Genomic DNA, 17,296 nt, shown 5'->3' on the forward strand with positions numbered 1-17,296 from the left:
CGCCCGCACGCGCGGAAGGGGCCGCCCCGGTCGAACCGGGGCGGCCCCTTCCGCGTACGGAGAGACGGGCCGGACGGCCCGCAGAGGCCCGCTACAGGAATCCGAGGGCCGAGGCGCCGCCCACGCCGCCCAGGAGCATGAAGACCGGCATGAGGACCTTCAGCTCGACCCAGCTCCCGGCCCGGAAGCGCATCGCCTTCGGCGGGCCGATGGGGTACCAGCGCTTGCGGCCCACCGGGATGGGCCACAGGATCGGGCAGCCGGAGACGGTCAGGGCGTCGCCGATGTCGTGGACGAGGGCGCCGAGCACGACCGGCAGGCCGAGCCACAGGTACTCCTGGCCGGGCCCGGTGAAGAGCCAGCCGGCCCCGTTGCCGGGCTGGTCCAGGACCCCGGCGAGGATCCAGGCGCTGGTGGCGCCGAGCAGCCAGACCAGGACGTCGCTGGACATCCGGGCGGCCCGCCAGAGCAGGCCCTCGACCGCGAGGACCAGGTGCACGAAGAGGATCGCGAGGACCGCCCAGCGCCCGCCGGTGACGGCGGCCACCGAGCAGCCCGCACCGATCAGCACGGCCCACAGCCAGGTGTGGGTGAGGGTGCGGTGGCCGCCGGACCTGCGCGGGTCGGCGGTGGAGCGGGTGGCCTTGTAGACGGCGTACGAGAGCTTGTCGACGACCTCGCACAGGGTCCGGGAGACCGGGCCGAAGGCGCGCGAGATGGTCGCCGACTTGTGGTCGAGGTCGGGGGCGAGGGCGGCGCCCGCGCAGATGAGCGCGCCGACGACCAGAACCGGCCAGGGCATCGGATGGTCGAGTGCCGCCGCGGCCGCCCCGGCACCGAGCCAGGCAGCCGCGCCGGACAGCGAGTGCGCCGGTCCCATCATGGTCGTACCCGCCCCGTTTCCTCGTACCCCGGCGCCCGTCTGACGCACGGTCGGAAGGACCGGTCGCGCGACCGGTCGACGGGCCAGCCTATCCTCCGTGATCTTCGTTCCGGTGGCCGGTTCCCTCATCCGGGCGGAATCCAGGCAAGATGGGGGCGTGACCCTTATCGATCGTCTTCCGCCGACCGCCGACCCCGATGCCCTTTTCGAGGCTTTCTCCTCATGGGCGGAGGACCAGGGCATCACGCTCTACCCGGCTCAGGAGGAGGCGCTGATCGAGGTGGTGTCCGGGGCGAACGTGATCCTGTCCACCCCGACCGGCTCCGGGAAGTCACTGGTCGCCGCGGGCGCGCACTTCACGGCCCTGGCCAACGACCAGGTGACCTTCTACACGGCGCCGATCAAGGCGCTGGTGTCGGAGAAGTTCTTCGACCTGTGCAAGATCTTCGGCACCGAGAACGTCGGGATGCTGACCGGCGACGCCTCGGTGAACGCGGACGCCCCCGTCATCTGCTGCACGGCCGAGGTGCTCGCCTCGATCGCGCTGCGGGACGGCAAGGACGCCGACATCGGCCAGGTCGTGATGGACGAGTTCCACTTCTACGCGGAGCAGGACCGCGGCTGGGCCTGGCAGATCCCGCTGCTGGAGCTGCCGCAGGCGCAGTTCGTCCTGATGTCGGCGACCCTCGGCGACGTGTCGATGTTCGAGAAGGACCTGACCCGGCGGACCGGGCGGCCGACCTCGGTGGTCCGCTCGGCGACCCGGCCGGTGCCGCTGTCGTACGAGTACCGGCTGACGCCGATCACCGACACGATCACGGAGCTGCTGGAGACCCGGCAGGCGCCGGTGTACATCGTGCACTTCACCCAGGCGCAGGCGGTGGAGCGGGCGCAGTCGCTGATGAGCATCAACATGTGCTCGCGCGAGGAGAAGGACAGGATCGCCGAGCTGATCGGCAGCTTCCGCTTCACCACCAAGTTCGGCCAGAACCTCTCCCGCTACGTCCGGCACGGCATCGGCGTGCACCACGCGGGGATGCTGCCCAAGTACCGGCGGCTGGTGGAGAAGCTGGCGCAGGCGGGCCTGCTGAAGGTGATCTGCGGCACGGACACCCTCGGCGTCGGCGTCAACGTGCCCATCCGCACGGTGCTGTTCACGGCGCTCACCAAGTACGACGGCAACCGGGTGCGGACGCTGCGCGCGCGGGAGTTCCACCAGATCGCGGGCCGGGCCGGCCGGGCCGGGTTCGACACGGCGGGCTTCGTGGTCGCGCAGGCGCCCGAGCACGTCATCGAGAACGAGAAGGCGCTGGCCAAGGCGGGCGACGACCCGAAGAAGCGGCGCAAGGTGGTCCGCAAGAAGGCGCCGGAGGGCTTCGTCGCCTGGTCCGACACGACCTTCGAGAAGCTGATCGGCTCCGAGCCGGAGCCGCTGACCTCCCGCTTCAAGGTCACCAACATCATGCTGCTGTCGGTCATCGCCCGGCCGGGCAACGCCTTCGACGCGATGCGCAAGCTGCTGGAGGACAACCACGAGCCGCGCCGCAACCAGCTCCGGCACATCCGCCGGGCCATCGCGATCTACCGCTCGCTGCTCGACGGCGGCGTGGTCGAGCGGCTCGACACCCCGGACGCCGAGGGCCGCACGATCCGGCTCACCGTCGACCTCCAGCAGGACTTCGCGCTGAACCAGCCGCTGTCGACCTTCGCGCTGGCCGCGTTCGACCTGCTGGACCCGGAGTCCCCCTCGTACGCCCTGGACATGGTCTCGGTGGTCGAGTCGACCCTCGACGACCCGCGCCAGATCCTCCACGCGATGCAGAACAAGGCGCGCGGCGAGGCGGTCGGGCAGATGAAGGCGGACGGCGTCGAGTACGAGGAGCGGATGGAGCGGCTCCAGGACATCTCGTACCCGAAGCCGCTGGAGGAGCTGCTCTGGCACGCGTACAACGTCTACCGGAAGTCGCACCCCTGGGTCGGCGACCACCCGGTGTCGCCGAAGTCCGTCATCCGTGACATGTACGAACGGGCGCTGTCCTTCACCGAGTTCACCTCCTGGTACGAGCTGGCGCGGACCGAGGGCATCGTGCTGCGCTACCTGGCGAGCGCGTACAAGGCGCTGGACCACACGATCCCGGACGACCTGAAGACCGAGGACCTCCAGGACCTCATCGAGTGGCTCGGCGAGATGGTGCGCCAGGTCGACTCCTCCCTCCTCGACGAGTGGGAGCAGCTCGCGAACCCGGAGGTCCAGACCGCCGAGGAGGCGCAGGAGAAGGCCGACCAGGTCAAGCCGGTCACGGCGAACGCCCGCGCCTTCCGGGTCCTGGTGCGCAACGCGATGTTCCGCCGGGTGGAGCTGGCGGCGCTGGACAACGTGAACGCGCTCGGCGAGCTGGACGGCGAGTCCGGCTGGGACGCCGACGCGTGGGGCGAGGCGATGGACGGGTACTGGGACGAGTACGAGGACCTGGGCACCGGCCCGGACGCGCGCGGCCCGAAGCTGCTCGCCATCGAGGAGGACGCGGCGCACGGTCTGTGGCGCGTCCGGCAGACCTTCGCCGACCCGAACGGCGACCATGACTGGGGCATCAGCGCGGAGGTGGACCTGGCCGCCTCGGACGAGGAGGGCCGGGCGGTCGTGCGGGTGACGTCGGTCGGACAGCTGTAGCCATTCCCCCCGGGCCACGGGGGTCCCGCGCGGGGGCCCCGCGTGAGACCCCCGGACCGGCATCCCGAAGGAGCATGAGGTGACCAACCCCGCCGAGAGACTCGTGGACCTGCTCGACCTGGAGCAGATCGAGGTGCACATCTTCCGGGGCCGCAGCCCGCAGGAGTCGCTCCAGCGGGTCTTCGGCGGGCAGGTCGCCGGCCAGGCCCTGGTGGCGGCCGGGCGGACCACGGACGGCGAGCGCCCGGTGCACTCGCTGCACGCCTACTTCCTGCGGCCGGGGCGGCCGGGGGTGCCGATCGTCTACCAGGTGGAGCGGGTGCGCGACGGGCGGTCCTTCACCACCCGCCGGGTCACCGCGGTCCAGGAGGGCCGGACGATCTTCAACCTGACGGCCTCGTTCCACCGGCCGGAGGAGTCGGCCTTCGAGCACCAGCTGCCGCCCCGGCACCTGGGCGACCCGGAGAGCCTGCCGAACCTCGCGGACGAGATCCGCGACCACCTGGGGGCGCTGCCGGAGGCGCTGGAGCGGATGGCCCGCCGGCAGCCCTTCGACATCCGTTACGTGGACCGGCTGCGCTGGTCGAAGGAGGAGGTCGAGGGCGCGGACCCGCGCAGCGCGGTGTGGATGCGGGCGGTGGGGCCGCTGGGCGACGACCCGCTGGTGCACACCTGCGCGCTGACCTACGCCTCGGACATGACGCTGCTGGACGCGGTGCGGATCCCGGTGGAGCCGCTGTGGGGGCCGCGGGGCTTCGACATGGCGTCGCTGGACCACGCCATGTGGTTCCACCGCCCGTTCCGGGCCGACGAGTGGTTCCTGTACGACCAGGAGTCGCCCATCGCGCACGGCGGGCGGGGGCTGGCCCGGGGCCGGATCTACGACCGCGAGGGGCGGCTGCTGGTGTCGGTGGTGCAGGAGGGGCTGTTCCGGAAGCTGTAGGGCGCTCAGACGCCGGGCAGGGTGTCCTGCTCGACCTCGTGCCGCCGGGTGCGGATGTCCGGGCCGGGCGGGTGCAGCTTGGCGTCGCAGGCGGGGCCGAGCCCTGTCCGACGGGACGCGGCTCCGGTCAGCGGGCGCCCGCACAGCCGGCACCGCACCGGCCCGCGCGCGGGGCGCTGACCGGTGGAATCGATCGCGATTGCCAGTGGTTCTTCTCCCATGCTGAGATCAAACCCCATCCGCGACGGCACGTCATCGCGCGCACGTCGTCCAGCCCGAGGAGCAGTCCATGAGTCTGTACGAGATCCCGCTGAAGACCCTGGCCGGCGAGCCGTTCTCGCTGGCCGACTTCCGCGACCGCGCGGTCCTGGTCGTGAACGTGGCCTCCAAGTGCGGCCTGACCCCGCAGTACGCCGGTCTGGAGCGGCTGCAGAAGGAGTACGGGGACCGCGGCTTCACGGTCGTCGGCGTGCCCTGCAACCAGTTCGCGGGCCAGGAGCCGGGCACCGCCGAGGAGATCGGCACCTTCTGCTCGGCGACGTACGGGGTGACCTTCCCGCTGCTGGAGAAGACGGACGTGAACGGCGCCGGGCGGCACCCGCTGTACGCGGAGCTGACGAAGGTCGCGGACGCCTCGGGCGAGGCCGGTGACGTGCAGTGGAACTTCGAGAAGTTCCTGATCGGCCGGGACGGCACGGTGACCCGCTTCCGTCCGCGCACCGAGCCGGAGGCGCCGGAGGTCGTGGCGGCGATCGAGGCCCGGCTTGTCTGATACCGCGCCTGGCGGGGTGGTGGCGCGGCTGCGGGCCGCGGGCTGTGTCTTCGCCGAGGAGGAGGCCGCGCTGCTGACCGGGGCGGCGGCCGGTCCGGCCGAGCTCGACGCGATGGTCGGGCGGCGGGCCGCGGGCCTGCCGCTGGAGCACGTGGTGGGCTGGGCGGCCTTCTCGGGGCTGCGGATCGAGGTCGGGCCGGGGGTGTTCGTGCCGCGCCGGCGCACCGAGTTCCTGGTCGAGCGGGCGGTGGCGCTGGCCCGGCCGGGCGCCGTCTGCGTGGACCTGTGCTGCGGCTCGGGCGCGGCGGGCGCGGTGCTGCTCGACACGGTGCCGGGCGCCGAGGTGCACGCCTCGGACATCGACCCCGGGGCGGTGCGCTGGGCCCGGCGGAACGTGGAGCCGCGCGGCGGCCGGGTGTACGAGGGCGACCTCTTCGCGCCGCTGCCCCCGGGGCTGCGCGGCCGGATCGAGGTCCTCGTCGCCAATGTGCCGTACGTGCCGAGCGGCGACGTGGCCCTGCTGCCGACGGAGGCCCGCGAGCACGAGCCGCTGGTGGCGCTGGACGGCGGCGCGGACGGCCTGGCGGTGCTGCGCCGGGTCGCGGCCGGGGCGGCCGGGTGGCTGGCCCCGGGCGGGCACCTGCTGGTCGAGACGAGCGGCCACCAGGCGGACCGGGCCGTGGCGGCGGTCACCGCGCACGGCCTGACGGCCCGGACCCTGACGGACGAGGAGCGCCACGCGACGGCGCTGGTCGCGACGCGGCCCTAAGCCCCCTGGGCGGTACGGGGCTTGAGGCGGCAGCGGGCCGGGCCCGCGGCCTGGAGGGTGATCGCCGAGGCGAGCGGCACGTGGGTGTCGATCGCCTCCAGCTCGTAGCGCTGGAGGATCATCGCGAGCGCGATGACGGACTCCAGCATCGAGAAGTGCTGGCCGATGCAGGCGCGCGGGCCGCCGCCGAAGGGGAACCAGGCGTAGCGGGGGCGGGCCGCCTCCCGTTCCGGGGTGAAGCGGTCGGGGTCGAAGCGCTCCGGGTCGTCCCAGTAGCGCGGGTGGCGGTGGGTGACCCAGGGGGCGACGATCACGTCGGCCCCGGCGGGGACCGGGTAGCCGTCGATCTCGGTGGCGACGACGGCCCGGCGCCCTATGGCCGGGGCGGCCGGGAAGAGCCGCATGGCCTCCTTGAGGACGCGGGTGAGGTAGGGCAGGGCGTCGAGGTCGGCGGCGCCGGGCGTCCGCCCGCCGAGGACCTCGTCGAGCTCCTGGTGGGCCCGCCGCTGGGCCTCGGGGTGGCGGGCCAGCAGGTGCAGGGCGAAGCCCATGGAGGTGGCGGTCGTCTCGTGGCCGGCGAGCAGGAACACCAGGACCTGCTCCCGCAGTTCGGTCGCGTCGAAGCCGCCGGTGCCGTTGGTGCCGTCGCTGCCGCTGGTGCCGTCCGCGCCGTCGCCGCCGGCCGCGACGAGGCGGCTGAGCAGGTCGTCCCCGGTCGCGTGGGCGCCGGACGCGCGGCGCTCGGCGATGATCCGGTCGCAGACCGCGTAGAGCTCCTCGTGGGCGGCGGCGGCCCGCCGGTTGCCCGGCGTGGGCCAGGAGCGCGGGAGCTTGCGGGGCGCGAAGCCGCGCCGCGAGACGTACGCCCCGAGGACGGGGAAGCAGCGCTCGACGATGCCGACGGCGGCCTCGACGTCGGTGCCGAAGAGGATCCGGGCGACCGCGCGCAGGGCGAGCCCGGCCATCTCGTGGACGACGTCGACGGAGTCGTGGCCGGCGGCCCGCCAGCCGTCGGTGAGCCGGGTGACCTCGGCGGCGACGGCGGAGGCGTAGCCGTCGACGCCGCGCGGGGTGAACAGCGGCTGGACGAGCCGGCGCTGGCGCAGGTAGTCGCCGTCCTGGCTGGTGAGCAGGCCGTTGCCGAAGGACTCGCGGATCTCCTGGTAGAAGGCGTTGTCCTTGCGGAAGTCGGCGGCGCGGGTGGCGAGCACCTGCTGGACGCCCTCGGCGGAGAACACGCAGTGGACGGTGGCCCGCGCGCCGGGCGGCCCGGCGGTGACGCGGACGACGTCGCCGTGGTCGCGGCGGGCCTTGAGGAAGGCGGCGAGCGAGTCGTTCTTGAGGTCGAGCAGCGAGCCGATCAGCGGGAGGCCCGCGAGCTCGGGCGTCCGCGGTGCGGTGGTGCTGCCGTGGCCGGTCGTCGTCATCGTGCGGTCCCCCCGGGTGACGTCGTGTCAGGCGGGCCCCACCGCCCGCCGGTTCGTCGATTCTGCCGTACGCGTGCGGAAGGGGGCGGCGGGCGCCGGCCCGGCCCCGTTGTCAGTGGCGTCTGGGACGCTGGCGGGCATGGATGAGACCGAGATGACCCTGCAACTGACCATCGACTGCGCCGACCCCGGCCGGCTCGTCGTCTTCTGGGCGGAGGCGCTGCGCTACGCGCCGGAGCCCCCGCCGGAGGGGCACGGGAGCTGGCAGGAGTACTGGCGCGCGATGGGCGTGCCGGAGGAGGAGCTGGCGGACGGGGCGGGCGAGCTGCCGGAGTCGATCGTGGACCCGAAGGGGGTGGGCCCGCGCATCTGGTTCCAGGCGGTCCCGGAGCCGAAGACCGGGAAGAACCGCCTGCACCTGGACCTGAAGGTCGGCGGGGGCCGCGCGGTCCCGCTGGCCGTCCGCCGCGAGCGGGTGACCGCCGAGGTGGCCCGCCTGACCGCGCTGGGCGCCTCGGTGCTGTACGTGATGGACGAGCCGGACGGCATGGAGTACTACGCGACGGTCCTCCAGGACCCGGAGGGCAACGAGTTCTGCGTGGTGTGACCCGCCCTCCGGGCCCGGCGCCGGGTCAGCGGATCGGCATCCCCGAGAGGGTGCGGGCGATGACCAGGCGCTGGATCTCGCTGGTGCCCTCGAAGATCGTGTAGATGGCGGCGTCCCGGTGCATCCGCTCGACCGGGTACTCGCGGGTGTAGCCGTTGCCGCCCAGGATCTGGATGGCCTGGGCGGTGACCTTCTTGGCCACCTCGCTCGCGTACAGCTTGGACATCGAGCCCTCGGCGGAGGTGAAGGGCCTGCCCGCGGTCGCCATCCAGGAGGCGCGCCAGACGAGCAGCCGGGCGGCGTCGATCTGGGTGCGCATGTCGGCGAGCTGGAAGGCGACGCCCTGGTTGTCGATGATCGGGCGGCCGAACTGCTCGCGGGTCTTGGCGTAGTCGAGGGCGACCTCGTACGCGGCGCGGGCGGTGCCGACGGCCATGGCGCCGACGGCGGGGCGGGACGCCTCGAAGGTGGCCATGGCGGCGTTCTTCACCCGCTCGCCGCCGCCCGCCTTCGCCTTCTCGCGGGCGCGGGCGAGCCGCTCGTCCAGCTTCTCCTTGCCGCCGAGCAGGCAGCCGCCGGGGACCCGCACGTCCTCCAGGACGACCTCGGCGGTGTGCGAGGCGCGGATGCCGTGCTTCTGGAACTTCTGGCCCTGGGAGAGGCCGGGGGTGTTCGGCGGCACGATGAAGGAGGCGTGGCCCTTGGAGCCGAGCTCCGGGTCGACGGCGGCGACGACGACGTGGACGTTGGCGATGCCGCCGTTGGTCGCCCAGGTCTTGGTGCCGTTGAGCACCCACTCGTCCGCGGCCTCGTCGTAGACGGCGCGGGTGCGCATCGAGGCCACGTCGGAGCCGGCGTCGGGCTCGGAGGAGCAGAAGGCGGCGACCTTGACGTCGGAGGCGTCGCCGTACATCTGGGGGATCCAGGTGCCGATCTGCTCCTCGGTGCCGTTGGCGAGCACGCCGACGGCGGCGAGGCCGGTGCCGACGATGGAGAGGGCGATGCCGGCGTCGCCCCAGAAGAGCTCCTCCATGGCCATCGGGATGCCGAGGCCGGTGGGGTCGAAGAACTGCTGGGCGTAGAAGTCGAGGGAGTAGATGCCTATCTTGGCCGCTTCCTGGATGATCGGCCAGGGCGTCTCCTCACGCTCGTCCCATTCGGCGGCCGCCGGGCGCATCACGTCCGCGGCGAAGCCGTGGAGCCAGTCGCGCACCTGCTTCTGGTCGTCGTTGAGTTCGAGCGTGAACTCTGCCATGGTCCCTCCCGGCGGTATGTTACTTGCGGTAACACCAGTCTGTTACCGACGGGTAGAGGCTGTCAACCAGCGGGGGAACCGTTCGGCCCGATCGGCACCGAGTGCCGTCAGGGTGTTACGTTGCGACAGCCTCAGGAATTCGCACGGGCGGGGAGACACGCTTATGGACACCACACACCGGACCACCACCGACCAGCAGAAACCGGCCGACCAACGGCGCCGCGAACTGCTGGAGGCGGCGGACCGCGTGGTGCTCCGGGACGGCCCCAAGGCATCCATGAACGCCATCGCCGCCGAGGCCGGGATCACCAAGCCGATCCTCTACCGCCACTTCGGCGACAAGGGCGGCCTCTACCGGGCGCTCGCCACCCGCCACACCGACGCCCTGCTCGCCGCGCTGCGGGCCGCGCTCGACGCGCCCGCCGACCGGCGCAGCCGCGTCGAGTCCACCCTGGACACCTATCTCGCCTCCATCGAGGCGATGCCCCAGGTCTACCGCTTCCTCATGCACCCGGCCGAGGAGTCCCACCAGTCCGAGCAGGGCTTCGACGTGGGCCGGCACTCCGCCCCGCTGCTGCGCCGCATGGGCGAGGAGCTCGGCCAGGTCATCGCCGAGCGGGTGGACCTCGGCCCGGCCGGCGAGGCCCAGGCCCGCATCTGGGGCCACGGGATCGTCGGCATGATGCACGCCGCCGGGGACTGGTGGCTCGGCGAACGCCCCTGCTCCCGCGAGCAGTTGGTGCGCAGCATGGCGGACCTGCTGTGGGGCCGGCTGGCGGCGGCGGGCGACCGGCCGGACGGGCCCGGCTTCTGAGCCCCCGGCCGGCCGCGCGGGCCCGGCGGCTACAGCGCCGCCGCCCCGCTCCCCCACGGCTCCTTGCGGATCTTCCGGAGCAGCCGGCTCCGCCGCCACCCGGTCACGTGGTCCGCGTAGACGCCGCCGTCCAGGTGGTCGATCTCGTGCTGGAGGCAGCGGGCGAAGAAGCCGGTGCCCTCGATCCGGACCGGGGTGCCGTCCACCCGGACACCCTCGACCACCGCGCGGTCGAAGCGGGGGGTCGGCGCCTCCAGGCCCGGCAGCGACAGACAGCCCTCGGGGCCGACGACGATCTCGCCGTCGGCCTCGACCAGCCGCGGGTTCACCACATGGCCCAGGTGCCGGACGTCCTCGTCGTCGGGGCAGTCGTAGACGAAGACGCGCAGCCCCACCCCCACCTGGTTGGCGGCGAGGCCCACGCCGTTCGCCGCGTACATGGTCGCGAACATGTCCTCGACGAGCCGGGCCGGCTCCGGCCCGAAGTCGGTGACGGGTGCGCAGGACGCGTGCAGCACCGGCTCGCCGAGCAGGGTCATCGCGCGGACATGGCCGGAACTGCCGGGGATCAAGCGGTTTCGCATGGGCGCAAGGGTACGTTCAGGGGGCAGCCACCCGCGCCACGGAGCCGCGGGTTCGGGCTGCTGGCCGGATCTCGATAGGCTGAGGCCGGACCGACGCAAGGAGGAACAAGGACGATGTCAGGCAGCAACTCGGAGCCGCTGTCGCCGCGCGCGAAACTGGCCGTGACGGCGGGCAAGGCCGCCGCCGCGGTGTCGCGGGCGGCGGGACGCGGCAGCGGATCGGTGATCGGCGGCCGGGTCGCGCTCAAGCTGGACCCTGATCTGCTGGGCCGGCTCGCGCAGCACCTGGACGTCGTCCTCGTGTCGGCGACCAATGGCAAGACCACCACGACGCGACTGATCGCCGAGGCGCTGCGCGCCAGCGGCCCGGTCGTCTCCAACGCCCTCGGCGCCAACATGCCGGCGGGCATCACCTCGGCGCTGGCCGGCGGCTCGGACGCCCGGTACGGCGTGATCGAGGTGGACGAGAAGTACCTGGCGGGAGTCGCCCGGGACACCACCCCGAAGGCGATCGCGCTGCTCAACCTCTCCCGCGACCAGCTCGACCGCGCGGCGGAGACCCGGATGCTCGCGGAGAAGTGGCGCGAGGGGCTCAACGGCACCAAGGCGGTCGTGATCGCCAACGCCGACGACCCGCTGATCGTCTGGGCCGCCTCCTCCTCGCCGAACGTGGTGTGGGTGGCCGCGGGCCAGGAGTGGAAGGACGACGCCTGGTCCTGCCCCGCCTGCGGCGGTGTGATGCAGCGCCCCGGCGACGACTGGTTCTGCGGCGAGTGCGGCTTCCGCCGCCCCGCGCCGAGCTGGGCGCTCAGCGGCGACCACGTGCTCGACCCGCACGGTTCGGCCTGGCCGATCCACCTCCAGCTGCCCGGCCGCGCCAACAAGGCCAACGCGACCACCTCCGCCGCGGTCGCCGCGGTCTTCGGGGTGCCGCCGCAGGTCGCCCTGGAGCGGATGTACCAGGTGCAGGCCGTGGCCGGCCGCTACGACGTGGTCTCCTTCCAGGGCCGCGAGCTGCGCCTGCTGCTGGCCAAGAACCCGGCCGGCTGGCTCGAAACGTTTTCCCTGATCGACCAGCCGCCGGCCCCGGTGATCCTGGCCGTCAACGCCCGGGGCGCCGACGGCACGGACACCTCCTGGCTGTGGGACGTGGACTACGGCCGGCTGGCCGGCCACCCGATCATGGTGATCGGCGACCGCAAGCTGGACCTCGCGGTCCGCCTGGAGGTCGCCGGCGTGGACTTCCGGGTGTGCGAGACGATCGACGAGGCCGTGACGGTGGCGCCGCCCGGCCAGATCGAGCTGATCGGCAACTACACCGCGTTCCAGGACGTCCGCCGCCGCGTCGGCAACTGACCCGACACGACCCCGCAGAAGGACTTGCAGCATGACTGACAGCAGCCTGCGTCTGGTCTGGGTCTACCCGGACCTGCTCAGCACCTACGGCGACCAGGGCAACGTCCTCGTCGTCGAGCGCCGCGCCCGGCAGCGCGGACTCAGCGTCGAGCGCGTCGACGTGCGCAGCGACCAGCCCGTCCCGACCTCCGGCGACATCTATCTGATCGGCGGCGGCGAGGACCGGCCGCAGCGGCTCGCGGCCGAGCGGCTGCTCCGCGACGGCGGTCTCAGCCGGGCGGCGTCCAACGGCGCGATCATCTTCTCGGTCTGCGCCGGCTACCAGATCCTCGGCCACGAGTTCGTCAACGACGTCGGCGAGCGCCAGGCGGGCCTCGGCCTGCTCGACGTGACGACGGTCCGCGGCGAGGGCGCCCGGTGCGTCGGCGACGTGCTCGCCGACATCGACCCGAACCTGGGCCTGCCCCAGCTCACCGGGTTCGAGAACCACCAGGGGGTCACGCACCTCGGCCCGACCGCCCGCCCCTTCGCCCGGACCGTCTTCGGCAACGGCAACGGAACGGGCGACGGCACCGAGGGCGCGTACAACGACACCGTCTTCGGCACGTACATGCACGGCCCGGTCATGGCGCGGAACCCGCAGATCGCGGACCTGATGCTGAAGCTGGCGCTGGACGTGAACGCGCTGCCGCCGACGGACGACCGCTGGTACGAGGCGCTGCGCGGCGAGCGCATCGCGGCGGCCACGCAGCCGTCCTGACGGTCCGTGGCGTCCCGGTCCGTACATCTTTCGTACGACCGTACGTTGTCCACTGTGCGGACATCCGGTTCGGCCCCGCCACCCTGCACCGATAGGGTGGCGGGGATCCAGCCGGACGACGTGGTCCGGGAGTCGGCCCACGTTGCAAAGGTTTTTGGGCTATGCGCATTGGTGTGCTCACCTCCGGCGGAGACTGCCCCGGTCTGAACGCCGTCATCCGGTCCGTCGTGCACCGCGCGGTCGTCGACCACGGTGACGAGGTCATCGGCTTCCACGACGGCTGGCGCGGCCTGCTGGAGTGCGACTACCGCAAGCTGGACCTCGACTCGGTGGCGGGCATACTCGCCCGCGGCGGCACCATGCTGGGCTCCTCCCGGGTCCAGCCGGCGCACCTCGTCGACGGCGTGGAGCGCGCCCGGGGCCACGTCGCGGACCTCGGCATCGACGCGATCATCCCGATCGGCGGCGAGGGCACGCTCAAGGCGGCGAACCTGCTCTCCCAGGCGGGGCTGCCGATCGTCGGCGTGCCGAAGACCATCGACAACGACATCGCCTCGACCGACGTCACCTTCGGCTTCGACACCGCCGTCACCGTGGCCACCGAGGCCCTGGACCGGCTGAAGACCACCGCCGAGTCCCACCAGCGGGTGCTCATCGTCGAGGTCATGGGCCGGCACACCGGCTGGATCGCCCTGCACTCCGGCATGGCGGCCGGCGCGCACGCGATCGTCGTGCCCGAGCGGCCCTTCGACATCGACGAGCTGACCGCCCGGGTCGGCGCCCGCTTCGAGGACGGCAAGCGCTTCGCGATCGTGGTGGTCGCCGAGGGCGCCAAGCCGCGCGAGGGCTCGATGGACTTCAAGACCGCCGGCACCGACATCTACGGCCACGAGCGCTTCACCGGCGTGGCCAACCAGCTCTCGGCGGAGCTGGAGCGGCGGCTCGGCAAGGAGGCCCGCCCGGTCATCCTCGGCCACGTCCAGCGCGGCGGCACCCCGACCGCGTACGACCGCGTCCTCGCCACCCGCTTCGGCTGGCACGCGGTGGAGGCGGCGCACCGCGGCGCCTTCGGGATGCTCACCGCGCTGCGCGGCACGGACATCGAGCTGGTGCCGCTCGCGGAGGCCGTGGAGACCCTGAAGACCGTCCCGGCGGACCGCTACGCGGAGGCGGAGACGGTGCTCTGAGGCCCCGGCCCCGCCCTGGCCGCACCCCGGCCACGCCAGGAACCGCCCCCGGTCGCAGTCGCGGCCGGGGGCGGTTCTAGTCTGGTGCGGACAACAAGCGCGAATCGGGCTCCAGGAGTAGAAAAATGGATCACAGCGGGCACGGCATGACCATGGATCTGCCGCCGTTCACGCTGGGGCGGGCCCTGGAGTTCTCTCCCGACCTGTTCTTCCTGATCGGCTGTCTCGCCGGGCTCGGCCTGTACGGCTGGGGCGTGGCTCGGCTGCGGAGGCGCGGGGACGCGTGGCCGGTGAGCCGGACGGTGTTCTTCGCGGTGGGCGTGCTGTCCATCGCCCTGGTGATGTGCACCAAGCTCAACGACTACGGCATGGTCATGTTCAGCGTGCACATGGTGCAGCACATGGTGATCTCGATGCTGTCTCCGATCCTGCTGCTGCTCGGCGCGCCGGTGACGCTGGCGCTGCGGGCGCTGCCGGTGGCGGGGCGGGGCTCCACGGGCCCGCGCGAGCTGTTGCTGAAGCTGCTGCACAGCCGGTACATGCGGATCATCACGCACCCGGCGTTCACGATCTCGATGTTCATCGCGAGCCTGTACGGGCTCTACTTCACGCCGCTGTTCGACACGCTGATGGGCTCCAAGGCGGGCCACGTCGGGATGATGGTCCACTTCCTCATGGTGGGCCTGGTGTTCTTCTGGCCGATCATGGGCGTGGACCCGGGTCCGCACCGGCCGGGGTACGTGATGCGGATGCTGGAGCTGTTCGCGGGGATGCCGTTCCACGCGTTCTTCGGCATCGCGATGATGATGGCGACCGAGCCGCTGGTCGAGGTGTACAGCAACCCGCCGGCCTCGCTCGGGATCGACGCGCTCGCCGACCAGAACGCGGCGGGCGGCATCGCCTGGGCGTTCAGCGAGATCCCGTCGGTGCTGGTGCTGATCGCGCTGGTCTACCAGTGGTACCACTCCGAGCAGCGGCAGGCGGTCCGCAAGGACCGGGCCGCGGACCGGGACGGCGACAAGGAGCTGGAGGCGTACAACGCCTATCTGGCCTCCCTCCAGGGGCGCGGCTCGCGCTAGCGGCGGCCCCGTAGCACGGTTTCGGCCGTCGCGCAGGGCTGGCGCCCGGCCCGTCCCAGGAGTCACGATGGCTTCGAGGAGGGCTGAGCGATGATGTCCGGTCCCACGAAGACGATGGCGGCGGTCACCGCCGTCACGCTGGTGCTCACCACCGCGTACACGGTGGCCCTCGGCAGCAGCGGCTGGCTCTGGTTCTGCTGGGTGCTGCTGGGTGTGACGACGGTCGGGATGGCCGCCGCGGACAGCGGCGAGAGCGCGGTGCGCCGCCCGCGACCACGCCCTCGACCACAGCCCTGAACCACGGCTCGCAGGATTCGTCCGCCGATGTGACGGGGGTTGCCGGTGTTCTACCACGTCCTCAAGTACGTGCTCCTCGGTCCGCTCCTCAAGCTGCTCTTCCGGCCCCGGGTGGAGGGCCTGGAACACGTCCCGGAGGAGGGCGCGGCGATCGTCGCGGGCAATCACCTGTCCTTCTCGGACCACTTCCTGATGCCGGTGGTGCTGGACCGCCGGATCACCTTCCTGGCCAAGCAGGAGTACTTCACGGGCCCGGGGCTGCGGGGCCGGCTGACGGCCGCGTTCTTCCGCGCCGCGGGGCAGATCCCGGTGGACCGCTCCGGCAAGGAGGCGGGGCGGGCGGCGATCCGGGAGGGGCTCGGGGTGCTGGCCCGGGGCGAGCTGCTCGGCATCTATCCGGAGGGCACCCGCTCGCACGACGGGCGGCTGTACAAGGGCAAGGTCGGGGTGGCCGTGATGGCGCTGACCGCCGGGGTGCCGGTGGTGCCCTGCGCGATGGTCGGCACCTTCGAGATCCAGCCGCCGGGGCGGGTGCTGCCGCGGATCCGGCGGGTCACCATCCGGTTCGGCGAGCCGCTGGACTTCTCCCGGCACGCGGGGCTCGAAGGGCGGCGGGAGGTGGTGCGGGCGGTGACCGACGAGATCATGTCCGCGATCCTCGCGCTCTCCGGGCAGGAGTACGTGGACGCGTACGCGGCGGACGTGAAGGCGGCGGGCGGCACGACCGGCACGGACGGGGAGCCCCGGGAGTTCCCGCGCGGCTGACGCCCACAGCGGATCCGCGCACGGCGAAAGCGGCTGGGCGGACCGCCCGGCGGGCCGTAGCGTCCCCGGCATGACGATCAAGGGGAACGCGTTCGTACTGGGAGCGACGGGGCAGATCGGGCGGGCGGCCGTCCGGGCGCTCGTCGCGGACGGCTGGGAGGTGACGGCCGCCTCGCGCCGCGGCGGCCGGGACGAGGGGTGGCCGGCGGAGGTGCGGTCGGTGGCGGTGGACCGTACCGAGGAGGGGGCGCTGGCGGCGGCGCTCGGCGCGGGCACCGACGTGCTGGTGGACGTGGTGGCGTACGACGCCGGGCACGGGCGGCAGCTGACGGGGCTCGCCGGCCGGATCGGCTCGGCGGTGGTGATCTCCAGCGCGGCCGTCTACCAGGACGCCCAGGGCCGCGGCTTCGACACGCAGGACGAGCCGGACGGCTTCCCGGACTATCCGCTGCCGGTCCCGGAGACGCTGGGGACGGTCGCGCCGGGCGACACCACGTACAGCACCCGCAAGGTGGCGCTGGAGCGGGAGCTGCTGGCGGCGGGCGACGCGCTGCCGACCACCCTGCTGCGGGCGGCGGCCGTGCACGGCCCGTACAGCCCGGGGCCGCGCGAGCTGTGGTTCGTGAAGCGGGCCCTGGACGGGCGGCCGGTGCGGATCCTGGCGGAGGGCGGGCGTTCGGTCTTCCATCCGGCGCACGTGGACAACATCGCGGAGCTGGTCCGGCTGGCCGCCGCGCGGCCGGGGAGCCGGGTGCTCAACGCGGCCGACCCCGAGGCGCCGACGGTGGCCGAGATCGGGGCGGCGATCGACGCGGCGATGGGCGTGCGCAGCGAGACGGTGCTGTTCGAGGGGCCGCCCGCCAAGGCGGACATGGTCGGCTACACGCCGTGGACGACGCCCCGCCCGATGGTCTGCGCCATGGCGGCGGCGGAGCGGGAGCTGGGGTACCGGCCGGTGACGGGGTACGCGGCGTCGCTGCCCGGCACGATCGAGTTCCTGGCCGCCGCGGTGGCGGGGCGGGACTGGCGGGAGGTGTTCCCGGGGCTGGCGCGGTACGGGGTGGACTTCTTCGACTACGCGGCGGAGGACGCCTGGCTGGCCGCGCGCTGACACGCGGAGGGGCGGC

General features: G+C 72.9%; 18 protein-coding genes. 13 read left to right on the forward strand and 5 right to left on the reverse strand.

The features are described 5' to 3' along the window. Positions 1-91: 91 nt before the first annotated feature. Positions 92-883, reverse strand: a complete 792-nt coding sequence (locus AB0C99_RS08885; protein WP_362471489.1) for a metal-dependent hydrolase — start codon at positions 881-883, stop codon at positions 92-94. Positions 884-980: 97 nt separating this feature from the next. On the opposite strand from AB0C99_RS08885, the gene AB0C99_RS08890 reads away from it, so the two are divergent. Both AB0C99_RS08890 and AB0C99_RS08895 read left to right on the forward strand, forming a co-directional pair. Next, positions 981-3,554 carry a DUF3516 domain-containing protein gene (locus AB0C99_RS08890; protein ID WP_362471492.1) on the forward strand — a complete coding sequence of 858 codons (2,574 nt, stop codon included), beginning with the start codon at positions 981-983 and terminating at the stop codon, positions 3,552-3,554. 79 nt (positions 3,555-3,633) lie between these two features. Continuing rightward, the gene (locus tag AB0C99_RS08895; RefSeq protein ID WP_362471495.1) at positions 3,634-4,497 is read left to right on the forward strand and encodes an acyl-CoA thioesterase II; all 864 of its coding nucleotides are present in this window, start codon (positions 3,634-3,636) and stop codon (positions 4,495-4,497) included. A gap of 5 nt (positions 4,498-4,502) precedes the next feature. On the opposite strand, the gene AB0C99_RS08900 is transcribed toward AB0C99_RS08895, so the two are convergent. Then, positions 4,503-4,718, reverse strand: coding sequence for a DUF6011 domain-containing protein (locus AB0C99_RS08900; RefSeq protein WP_362471498.1), 216 nt, complete (start codon positions 4,716-4,718; stop codon positions 4,503-4,505). A gap of 68 nt (positions 4,719-4,786) precedes the next feature. Here AB0C99_RS08900 and AB0C99_RS08905 point away from each other — a divergent pair, with 68 nt between their 5' ends. Together AB0C99_RS08905 and AB0C99_RS08910 are read left to right on the forward strand one after the other, a co-directional pair. Beyond that, positions 4,787-5,269 (forward strand): glutathione peroxidase, encoded by a 483-nt coding sequence (locus AB0C99_RS08905; RefSeq protein WP_362471501.1) that lies wholly within the window; start codon positions 4,787-4,789, stop codon positions 5,267-5,269. Next, complete coding sequence (locus AB0C99_RS08910) at positions 5,262-6,038, forward strand: putative protein N(5)-glutamine methyltransferase (RefSeq protein WP_362471504.1); 777 nt, start codon at positions 5,262-5,264, stop codon at positions 6,036-6,038. The genes AB0C99_RS08905 and AB0C99_RS08910 overlap by 8 nt, the downstream gene beginning before the upstream one ends. Here AB0C99_RS08910 and AB0C99_RS08915 read toward each other — a convergent pair. Then, positions 6,035-7,465, reverse strand: a complete 1,431-nt coding sequence (locus AB0C99_RS08915) for a cytochrome P450 (RefSeq protein WP_362471506.1) — start codon at positions 7,463-7,465, stop codon at positions 6,035-6,037. The genes AB0C99_RS08910 and AB0C99_RS08915 overlap by 4 nt on opposite strands. A 139-nt stretch (positions 7,466-7,604) precedes the next feature. Here AB0C99_RS08915 and AB0C99_RS08920 point away from each other — a divergent pair, with 139 nt between their 5' ends. Then, positions 7,605-8,072: a VOC family protein gene (locus AB0C99_RS08920; protein WP_362471509.1), complete on the forward strand. Its 468-nt coding sequence runs from the start codon at positions 7,605-7,607 to the stop codon at positions 8,070-8,072. 25 nt (positions 8,073-8,097) lie between these two features. Here the strand turns inward: AB0C99_RS08920 and AB0C99_RS08925 are convergent, their stop codons facing one another. Further along, positions 8,098-9,327, reverse strand: a complete 1,230-nt coding sequence (locus AB0C99_RS08925) for an acyl-CoA dehydrogenase family protein (RefSeq protein WP_362471511.1) — start codon at positions 9,325-9,327, stop codon at positions 8,098-8,100. Positions 9,328-9,490: 163 nt separating this feature from the next. On the opposite strand from AB0C99_RS08925, the gene AB0C99_RS08930 reads away from it, so the two are divergent. Beyond that, positions 9,491-10,141 carry a TetR family transcriptional regulator gene (locus tag AB0C99_RS08930; protein ID WP_362471514.1) on the forward strand — a complete coding sequence of 217 codons (651 nt, stop codon included), beginning with the start codon at positions 9,491-9,493 and terminating at the stop codon, positions 10,139-10,141. 29 nt (positions 10,142-10,170) lie between these two features. Here AB0C99_RS08930 and def read toward each other — a convergent pair whose 3' ends face one another. Continuing rightward, on the reverse strand, positions 10,171-10,725 hold the full coding sequence (gene def, locus AB0C99_RS08935; RefSeq protein WP_362471517.1) for a peptide deformylase: 555 nt from the start codon (positions 10,723-10,725) through the stop codon (positions 10,171-10,173). A gap of 114 nt (positions 10,726-10,839) precedes the next feature. Between def and AB0C99_RS08940 the strand changes: the two genes are divergently transcribed. From AB0C99_RS08940 to AB0C99_RS08970, 7 genes are all read left to right on the forward strand, one after another. Next, positions 10,840-12,081: a MurT ligase domain-containing protein gene (locus AB0C99_RS08940; protein WP_362471520.1), complete on the forward strand. Its 1,242-nt coding sequence runs from the start codon at positions 10,840-10,842 to the stop codon at positions 12,079-12,081. A 31-nt stretch (positions 12,082-12,112) separates the two neighbouring features. Then, the gene (locus tag AB0C99_RS08945) at positions 12,113-12,841 is read left to right on the forward strand and encodes a glutamine amidotransferase (RefSeq protein WP_362471522.1); all 729 of its coding nucleotides are present in this window, start codon (positions 12,113-12,115) and stop codon (positions 12,839-12,841) included. 161 nt (positions 12,842-13,002) lie between these two features. Continuing rightward, on the forward strand, positions 13,003-14,028 hold the full coding sequence (locus AB0C99_RS08950; RefSeq protein ID WP_362471525.1) for a 6-phosphofructokinase: 1,026 nt from the start codon (positions 13,003-13,005) through the stop codon (positions 14,026-14,028). Positions 14,029-14,153: 125 nt separating this feature from the next. Beyond that, a complete protein-coding gene (locus AB0C99_RS08955; RefSeq protein ID WP_362471527.1) occupies positions 14,154-15,107 on the forward strand; it encodes a cytochrome c oxidase assembly protein in 954 nt (317 codons plus the stop codon). 90 nt (positions 15,108-15,197) lie between these two features. Further along, complete coding sequence (locus tag AB0C99_RS08960) at positions 15,198-15,404, forward strand: hypothetical protein (RefSeq protein WP_362471831.1); 207 nt, start codon at positions 15,198-15,200, stop codon at positions 15,402-15,404. Positions 15,405-15,449: 45 nt separating this feature from the next. Continuing rightward, positions 15,450-16,169 (forward strand): lysophospholipid acyltransferase family protein, encoded by a 720-nt coding sequence (locus tag AB0C99_RS08965; RefSeq protein ID WP_362471529.1) that lies wholly within the window; start codon positions 15,450-15,452, stop codon positions 16,167-16,169. A 70-nt stretch (positions 16,170-16,239) separates the two neighbouring features. Continuing rightward, positions 16,240-17,280 carry an NAD-dependent epimerase/dehydratase family protein gene (locus AB0C99_RS08970; RefSeq protein WP_362471532.1) on the forward strand — a complete coding sequence of 347 codons (1,041 nt, stop codon included), beginning with the start codon at positions 16,240-16,242 and terminating at the stop codon, positions 17,278-17,280. Positions 17,281-17,296 lie beyond the last annotated feature (16 nt).

The organism is Streptomyces sp. NPDC048659, assembly GCF_040650575.1.
GTDB lineage: Bacteria > Actinomycetota > Actinomycetes > Streptomycetales > Streptomycetaceae > Streptomyces.